Annotated in this window: 7 protein-coding genes; 2 read left to right on the forward strand and 5 right to left on the reverse strand. The window is 71.3% G+C overall.

Features of this window, described 5'->3' with window-relative positions; genetic code table 11:
• Positions 1–105: 105 nt before the first annotated feature.
• The 5 genes from ACZ407_RS30915 to ACZ407_RS30935 form a co-directional block, all read right to left on the reverse strand.
• Entirely contained in the window at positions 106–804 is a 699-nt protein-coding gene (locus ACZ407_RS30915) for a 2OG-Fe dioxygenase family protein (protein WP_468134090.1), read from the reverse strand.
• 153 nt (positions 805–957) lie between these two features.
• On the reverse strand, positions 958–2,307 hold the full coding sequence (locus ACZ407_RS30920; protein ID WP_468134092.1) for an ATP-grasp domain-containing protein: 1,350 nt from the start codon (positions 2,305–2,307) through the stop codon (positions 958–960).
• Positions 2,304–3,563, reverse strand: coding sequence for an ATP-grasp domain-containing protein (locus tag ACZ407_RS30925; protein WP_468134094.1), 1,260 nt, complete (start codon positions 3,561–3,563; stop codon positions 2,304–2,306). The genes ACZ407_RS30920 and ACZ407_RS30925 overlap by 4 nt, the downstream gene beginning before the upstream one ends.
• A gap of 50 nt (positions 3,564–3,613) precedes the next feature.
• On the reverse strand, positions 3,614–4,840 hold the full coding sequence (locus ACZ407_RS30930; protein ID WP_468134096.1) for an MFS transporter: 1,227 nt from the start codon (positions 4,838–4,840) through the stop codon (positions 3,614–3,616).
• Positions 4,841–4,847: 7 nt separating this feature from the next.
• Positions 4,848–6,140: an ATP-grasp domain-containing protein gene (locus tag ACZ407_RS30935; RefSeq protein ID WP_468134098.1), complete on the reverse strand. Its 1,293-nt coding sequence runs from the start codon at positions 6,138–6,140 to the stop codon at positions 4,848–4,850.
• Positions 6,141–6,371: 231 nt separating this feature from the next.
• Between ACZ407_RS30935 and ACZ407_RS30940 the strand changes: the two genes are divergently transcribed.
• Together ACZ407_RS30940 and ACZ407_RS30945 are read left to right on the forward strand one after the other, a co-directional pair.
• On the forward strand, positions 6,372–7,322 hold the full coding sequence (locus ACZ407_RS30940) for a helix-turn-helix domain-containing protein (RefSeq protein WP_468134100.1): 951 nt from the start codon (positions 6,372–6,374) through the stop codon (positions 7,320–7,322).
• Between the two features lie 249 nt (positions 7,323–7,571).
• The coding region (locus tag ACZ407_RS30945) for a TrmB family transcriptional regulator (protein WP_468134102.1) at positions 7,572–8,629 on the forward strand (1,058 nt) is incomplete at its 3' end.

Consider the following 8,629-nt stretch of genomic DNA (forward strand, 5'->3'; position numbering starts at 1 on the left):
TCTCCCCCTCCCCCCCCCACCCCCCCCCCCCCCCCCCCCCCCCCCCCCCCCCCCCCCCCCCCCCCCCCCCCCCCCCCCCCCCCCCCCCCCCCCCCAGGTCCCGGGTCAGTCTTCGGTGAGCGGGAAGAAGTCGATGAGCATCATGTCGCGGATCCCGCGGTCGGCGCCCGCGGCCGGGGTGATCGCCGAGACCCCGTGGAACACCCGGCGGTCGTCGATCACGATCGACTCGAAGGGCCGGAGCAGGGTGGTCCGGAAGATCGGCTGCCGGTCGCGGTCGTAGAGCTGCGACTCCCCGCCGGCCACGCCCTCGCGGCTGATCAGCACCTGGGCCACGAAGTGGTGCCCGTCCTCGTGGATGCCCTCCGGGGCGGGCATCGAGGACTCGTCGCGGCCGGCGATGATCCGGATCTGGTGCACGCCCACCCCGGCGGTGGCGCGGTCGATCTCCCCGGGCAGGTGGTCCAGGAAGGCCAGCACGATCCGCCGGAGCACCTCGGAGGAGGCCACCGCGTCCGCGAGGGGCTCGAAGTGCCGCTCCACCCCGCCGAACAGGGAGTTCACCTCGGAGGACTGCTCGAACACGGCGGGGCCGGCGGGCACCAGCTGGTCGTTGGCCAGCCGGAACCGTCCGTAGCGGCGCTGGCGGAAGGTGGCCCCGTCCTTCAGGTAGGCGTCGACGGGCAGGTCCTCCCAGGAGCCGATGAATTCCTTGAGCGCCCACTCCGGGCATCCGGAGAGCGCGTCGCCGAGCAGCGCGGGGGAGGAGTGGCGGAACGGGACGGTGTCGATGACAACGGGCATGGCAGGTACTCCTGTCGGTTCGGTGGGGCGTGGGTGGTGGGTCGCGGGGGATGCGGGTGGGGGTGGCGGTGGGGGGGCGATGAGGAGGGGGGAAGGGGAGGGCGCCTGCGGAGGGGAGGGCGCGTGCGGAGGGGAGGGCGCGCGGGCCGGGCCCTAGGCGCGGCCGGCCGCCGTCAGCAGGCCGTCGTGCTCCGCTGCCGTCTCCTGCGGGGCGCCGGCGGGCACCCCGGCCACCCGGAAGGCGGCCGCGGTGGCGAGCACGGCCGCCTCGACCCCGGCGCTGTCGGCCGCCCGGAACCGGAACCGCCCGCCGACGTGCTCGTAGTACGCGTCCGCCGGCGGCAGCACCTCGCCGACCTCCAGCAGGGCTTCCGCGTACGGGCCGGGAGTCCGCCCGGTCATGGACGTGACCTCGGTGATCCGGCAGGGCCGGGCCTCGGGCGCCGGGACGATCAGGAAGCCGCCCACCTCGCCGCCCGCCGAGGTGTCCCCCGCGGGGGCGGGCAGCCCGAGCTGGAGCCGGAACGCGGCCTCCATCAGGTCGTACCCGTGCAGCTCCCGCCAGACGAACGGGATCTCGGCGCCGCCCACGCGGGCCCCGACCTCCAGGAAGCTGCACTGCGGGGTCCCGGCGGAGCGGTCCACGAACAGCTCCAGGTGGAAGACGAGCGGCTCGTCGGACAGGGCGCGCAGGTAGCCCGTGGCGGCCTGCCGGATCGCCGCGTTGACGGCCTCGTCGTCCTCCTCCACCGAGCCGAGGAAGTCCCCGGCGCGGAAGCCCAGGCAGGTGTTCAGGTAGCGGGAGGCCCGGATGTGCCGGATCACCTCGCCGGTGAAGACCCCGTCCACGTGGTAGATCAGCCCGGGGTGGAAGCGCTGGACCATCATCGGCCCGCCCGAGAGGTCCAGCGCGGCGAGCTCCGCCGGCCCGTCGAGCTTGACCACGCCCTCGCTCGAACTGCCCATCACCGGCTTGACGATGACCGGCCAGCCGTACCGGGCGGCGAAGTCGAGGACGGTGTCCTCGCCGGTCGCGAGGGCGAACTCCGGGAGTTCCAGGCCGGCTTCCGCGACCGCGGAGGCCATCAGGTACTTGTCGCGGAACCTCGCGAGCTGCTCCGTCCGCTGCCCCGGGCAGTCCCACTCCTCCCGGAGGGCCGCCGCGATCAGCAGGTCGTCCTCCTTGAGGGCCACGATGTGCTCGGGCCGGCCGTGCCGCACCGCCAGCACGCGCACCGCGGCGCGGACCGCCTCCAGGTCGTCCGTACGGTCCACCGTCACGATGTCCCCGGCCGCCTCCGGCACGGAGTCCAGGCCCACTTCGGTGGTGATGTACGAGACGTGGTGCGCAGTGTGGTCGAGGTAGGCGGCGTAGCGGGCGTACTGCTCGCGCCAGCGGTTGATGACGACGATGTGCGGGCGTCCCCGGTCTGCGGTGCTCCGGTCTGCGGTGCTCCGGTCCGCGGTGGTCCGGTCCGCGGTGCCCCGGTCTGCGGTGGTCACGACGCCTCGCCCTCGATCTCGTACATGCCGTCGCCGTCCAGGTAGTGGATGGTGCCGATGTCGCGCATGACCACTTCCTCGATCTCGTGGAAGAGGCGGACGAAGCCCACGTAGGTGCTGTCGTTGACGGTCGGGACGACGGTGCCGCCCAGCGGGACGAACTGCGAGAGGTCGTGGAAGCTCTCCAGCCGCTCGACCGCCTCCAGGTGGCGCAGGGACTTCAGCGGGCCGGCCTTGGCGGCGACGAGGCCCACGGAGGCGAAGTGGCGCTTGATCTCGTACGGGTCCTCGTGGCGCGCCGCGAAGCCCTCGGGGTTCGTGTACGCCTCCACGGTCCAGTCGAAGGGGGACTCGCCGGTGGCCAGCTGCACGTAGTGCGGGAGGTCGCCGCCGCAGATCCGGGCGCCCATCTCGATCAGCACCGGGCCCTCGGGGGTGAACTTGAGTTCGATGTGGGAGGGGCCGTGCTTGATGCCGAGGGCGTCGAGGACCTCGAAGGCGTAGGGCACCAGCTGGTCCTGCACCTCGCCGTGCCGGGGCATGAGGTGGACGGAGTTGCTGATGTCGTGGACGCCGTTCACCGAGATGCGTGAGGTGGCGATGATGTCGGTGACGTGGTGGCGGCCGTCCCGGCTGACGGTGTTGACCATGTACTCCCCGCCGAACAGGTGCTCCTGGGCCACCACCCCCTCGTTGACCTCGGAGAACACGTTGGAGGAGCCGGTGAGCTCGCGGAAGGCGGCCGCGCTCTCCTCGGGGGTGGCGCAGAAGTGGACCCCGTCGTTGGCGGCGCTCTTGACGGGCTTGACCACGATCCGGCGGCCCAGCTCCCGGTGCCAGTCGGCGAGTTCCTCGGCGCTGGTGGCCAGGATCTGCCGGGCGCCGCGCACTCCGGCGGCCTTGATGGTCTCGATCATCGTGAACTTGTCGCGGCGGGCGGTGCTGTGGGCGGTGCCGTTGGTCGGCAGGCCCATCGCCTCGCTCAGCTTGTCGGCGAACTCCACGCCGTACTCGCTGCCGGAGAACACGGCGACCGGCCGGTAGGCGCCGACGGCGCGGACGGTCTCGTCGAGGTCGCCGAGGTGGACGATGTTCTCCTCGTAGAGGGACAGGTCCAGGGAGCCGGCGAAGGCCGGGGGCACCTCTGCGGTGCTCTGGACGCGGATGCAGCGGTATCCGGCCTTCTCGAACTCCGGCGGGAAGAAGCGGGCGGGGGCGAAGGCGTCGACGATGGCTACGTAACCCTTGACGGTCACGGGAACTCCTCTTGTCTGCTGGGTTGTTCGGACGGGCGCGGGGCGCCCGGTCAGGCGGGGGACTCGGCCAGGGCCTGCGGGGCGGGCTCCGCGGCCGGCTTCCCGGCCCGGGCGAGCCAGGCGCTGCCGGCGAGGGCCAGGGCGGAGAGTGCGGCGCTCGCGGCGCCGACGGTCACGAAGGCCCACAGCGGGCTCGCGGCGTCCTGGACGGTTCCGGAGAGCGGGGCTCCGATGCTGTTGCCGAGGGTGAGGGCGGCGCTGTAGAAGCCCATGACCACACCGCGGGACCCGGCCGGCGCCAGTCCGCTGGCCGCTCCGGCGGTGGAGGCGAAGGACGGCGAGCACAGGGCGGCGGGCAGCACCATCGCCAGGCACAGCCAGCGCCAGTCCCCGGTGGCGAACCCGCCCACGACGGTGGTCAGGCCGACCAGGCCGGAGATGACCGCGAAGGCCGGGGGCTTCTTCAGCGTGCCGTAGACCAGCGCGCCGAGGAGGGAGCACAGCCCGCAGACCGTCAGGACCAGGCCGGACCACTGCACCTGCCCGGCCTCGCGCAGCCCGCCGACGATCGCGACCTCGTAGCCGGCGGTGGCCAGGGTGGTGGCGGTCGTGGCCATGAGCACCGGCACCAGGGCCGGGCTGAACCAGCTGCGGAACGGCACCTTCGCGGGCTTGGCGGCTCCCGCCTCCGCCCCCTTGACCCCTTCCCTGACCTGCGGGTTCAGCAGCCACAGGCCCGCTCCGGCCAGGGACACGACCAGGCCCAGGCCGCGCATGGACACGTCGCTGGAGATGGCGGTGGCGACGGTGACGCCGAGCGCCGGGCCGACCATGTACGAGATGTTCGAGGTCATGGCGTCCAGCGCGAACGCCGTGTGCCGCTGCTCCTCCGGGACGGCCACGGCCAGCCGCAGCCGTACGATCGCGAAACCGGGCAGGTTCAGCAGCCCGCAGGCCACCGCGGCCGCCGCCAGCGCCTCGTACGGCAGGGCGGGCCCGAACCCCCAGAAGAGGGCCTGGCCGGCCACCGACACGGCCAGCACCGGGCGGACCCCGTGCCGGTCCATCATCTTGCCCTGGAGCGGGCCGCCGAAGGCGACGCCGACCGTCCAGAGGGCGATCACCAGGCCGGAGGCGCCGAAGCCGCGGTCCAGGCCGAGGACGATGCCCAGGTTCATCACGACGGGGATCGCGACGACCGCGATCTTCGCGAAGAAGCCGAGCAGCATCAGCGGGCCGATGCCCGGGCGGGCGACGACCTTTCTGTAGCCGTCCATGCGCATGTCAGTGGTTTCCGTCCTCGGCGGAGGCGCCGTCGCGGTCGTCCGCCACGCCGATGGCCACCGCGATCTGCCGCAGGAAGGACCGGTCGGTGAACTCGTGGCGCTGCCAGAGGGATTCGAGCTTCGCGGGCAGGGCCGCCCGGTCTTCGAGCTCGCAGGTGATGACGATGTTGGGGTGCTCGACCCCGTCGATCGTGAGCGTCTGGGTGCGTACGACGTCCAGCTCGCGGGTGAGGTCGGCGACGAATTCGGGGGACAGCTCGCGGACCGGGAACTGGAGGCAGACCCGCCGGATGCCCTCGCGCGGCTCCGGGTTGCCGGGCCAGCTGCCGTCGAGGATGGACAGCAGGACGTCGTAGGTGTTGAAGTCGGTCGATGCGATGCACGGAGTCGTGGTGCCGGTGACCCGCGGGTTGATCTCCAGGATCTGGTAGACCCCGTTCTCGTAGATCATGTCGAGGCCGACGGCCCCGGAGAAGCCGACCTCGCGGCAGAGGTTCTTCAGCTTCTCGGCCACCGGGGCGAAGTCCCGGTCGTGCGGCTCGCGGGGGGCCACGTACCGCAGCCGGCCGAAGTTGAAGACCGGGCCGAGCTCGGCCGGGCCCTGCCAGACCCGGGGCTGGACCACGTACTCCCCGTCGGCGCCGACCACCTCCACCGAGCAGATCTCGCCGGAGACGCACTGCTCCAGGATGAAATTGCCGTGGTGCGGCTCCGCCAGGTGCCGCTCCAGGGCGGCCGCGTCGGGGATCGGGACCATGCCGGCGCCCATGCAGTCCCAGAGCGGCTTGCTGATCAGCGGGTATCCCATGTCGGAGACCTGGATCAGGACGGCGTCCGGGTAGGCGGGGATCTCCAGTCCGCGGCCGGCGAGGATGTCGTTGTCCACGAGCAGCCCGGGCGGGGTGTCCAGCCCGTGGCTCTCCAGGAGCCGCTTGGTCTCCCACTTGTTCGCCGTGAGGGTCAGGGCGGCCAGGCTGTGCGCGGTCATCGGAATGCCCACGGTCTCCAGCCGGCGCTTCACGACCCCGTCCCGGAGTGCGTTCTCGTCGGCGATCGAAAGGGATATCACGCCGTCGGCGCCCCAGTCGATGACCTTCTTGGCGAGTTCGTCCGCGGATATGTCGCCGGGAATGCGCTCGGATTCCCCGGGGAAGTCCTCCGGGCCGCATTCGCCGTCGGTGTAGAAGAGCTTGGCCTCGATGCCGTCCTTCCGGAAACGGTCCTCAAGGGCCTTGAGAAAAGGCTTCGTCTGCTGGATTTCAATGGAACGCAGGAAAGCGATTCTGCGCATGATTCACCCCTCTGGGGAATTTTCAGAACTCGCGCGACGCGTGCCGTCCAGCGCGATGAGAAGACTCTCGCAGCAGTGGCGGGCCGGGTGGAGAGATACTCGGTGTCCCAATGTGGACCGACCGGAAGAGGTTCTCGACAAATGGAGTGCTCAGGGGCAAAACGCCCCGGTGAAGCCGCCCGTCCGGCGCCGGAATCGCTGTCCCTCTACACCTGGGTCCTCCGGAACGGTGTGCTCCGTGACCCCGACCTGCCCGCGGCGGCCGCCGAACTCGGGCTCTCCGCGGGGGAGACGGCCCGAGCGCGCGACAACCTACTGGACACCGGCCTGCTGCTGCCCGGCGGACGCGGAGATGGCCTGATACCGGCGGACCCGGCGATCGCCGAGATGGCCCTGCGCGCCCCCCTGGAGCAGGAGATCCTGCGCAGGCAGCAGGAACTGGCCGACATCCACGGCCGACTGCGGCCGCTGGCACCGCTGTTCGCCCAGTACGAGCGCTCCGGGCGGCGGTCCGAGGGGGTGCGCTCGTACGACGAGGCGGACGAGGTCCGCCGGGAGCTGTCGCTGATGACGCGGCTGTGCTCCGAGGAGATGGTGAGCATCCAGCCCGGCGGCGGCCGCAACCCCGACACGCTGCGCGGGATCGTCGAGGAGAGCCTTGCGATGCTCGGCCGCGGGGTCCGGCTGCGGACCCTCTACCAGCACACCGCCCGGGCCAGCCTCAGCACGCAGACGTACGTGCGCGCGGTCTCGGCCGCCGGGGCCGAAATCCGCACCACCGCCGAGGCGTTCGACCGGATCATCATCTTCGACCGGGAGACCGCCTTCGTGCCGCAGCCCCGGGCGGCGGGCCGGCCCCAGGGCGCCTCGATCGTCACGGACCCCACCGTGGTCGGCTTCCTGTACCGGATGTTCGAGAGCCTGTGGGAATCCGGCCGTCCTTTCGACGCGATCCAGCCGGACGCCCCCCAGCCCCCCGAGGCCCTCCGGCTCACGATCCTGCGGCTGATGGCGGCCGGACTGAAGGACGAGGCGATCGCGAAGCGGCTGGGGATGGCCACGCGGACCCTGCGCCGCTATGTGAAGGAGGTCACGGACGAATTGGGCGCAGAGAGCCGTTTTCAGGCGGGATACAAAGCGCACCGCCTGGGTCTCCGACTTGACGCAGAAGAAGGCGAGTAGTCTGGCCCGCGGCTGGCAACACCCCTATGATCCAGCCACGTTGACCGCCACAATCCCCTCGCGGCACACAAGCACGCGGGCTACACTCTGCCCTCTTTTTTCGTGTGATGACCATTGCTCTCATCGGAGTCGGCCATGCAACCGCACCAGTCAGTGATGCCCGTCCTCAGTACGAAGGCGCGCGCGGCGTACCTAGACCTGCTCCGCCGGGAATCACACAGAAGACCCGTACCGGCCAATCCTGATCCGTTGTCGGAGTTGGCCGAAGAGGACCGGGAGGCGCTTCAGGAGCTCCTCTCGATGGGCATGGTCAATGCGGACGATTCTGCTCCGGACCGGCTGACCGCCGTGGACCCCGGAATCGTCGAGGCGCGCATCGGCGCGCAGCTGAGGTCCTCGGCGCTGATGATGCTGGAAGAGGCGCGCAGCCTCACCGAGATGCTCCGCCCGCTGATCGCGGAGTCCCGTTCCCCTTCGGGCAGTTCGGACGGTGAGCCCATCGTCCGCATCGAGGGGAAGGCGGCGATCAGCGCGATCGTCAACGAAGCGGTGCAGCAGTGCGCGAAGGAGCTGTTCACGGCGCAGCCCGGCGGGGGCCGGCCGAAGGCCACCCTGCACGCGATCCGCCAGCAGACCGCGGCGCTGCTCGACCGCGGGGTCGAGGTGCGGACCCTCTACCAGCACACCGCCTGGCACGACGGCCCCACCCGCGAGTACGTGAGCGAGATGACCTCGCTCGGTGCCCAGATCCGCACCCTCGACGAGTTCTTCGACCGGCTGATCATCGTGGACCGGACCCTGGCCGTCATTCCGGCCGACACCGCCCGCGACCAGGCCGTCATCGTGCGGGACCCGGCCGTCGTGCGCTTCCTGACCGAGGTGTTCGAGCGCAACTGGCAGCGGGCCAAGCCCTTCCAGGGCTCCCGTACGCCGAACGAATCCAGCCAGCTGAGCGGGGTGCTGCGCGAGACGATCATCCGCTGCCTCATCCACGGCGACAGCGACAACGTGATTGCGAAACGCATCGGGCTCAGCACCCGTGCGTACGCCTCCCACCTGGCCAAACTCAAAGCCGAGCTGAAGGCGGAGACCCGCTTCCAGCTCGGCTACCGGCTGGGTCAGCTCGCCGGTTCCCAGAACTTCGATCCCGGTGCCGGCCCCGGTGCCGGGACACGCGAAACGGGCGGGGGGGGGGGGGGGGGGGGGGGGGGAGACCCCACCCCCACCCCATGTGTTGGGGGGGGGGAGGGTGTTGTTGTGCCCCAACCCTCAGGGGGGTTTTGTTGGGGTGGGAGAGGGGGGGCGTG

It is taken from the genome of Streptomyces sp. NPDC030809, assembly GCF_055572195.1.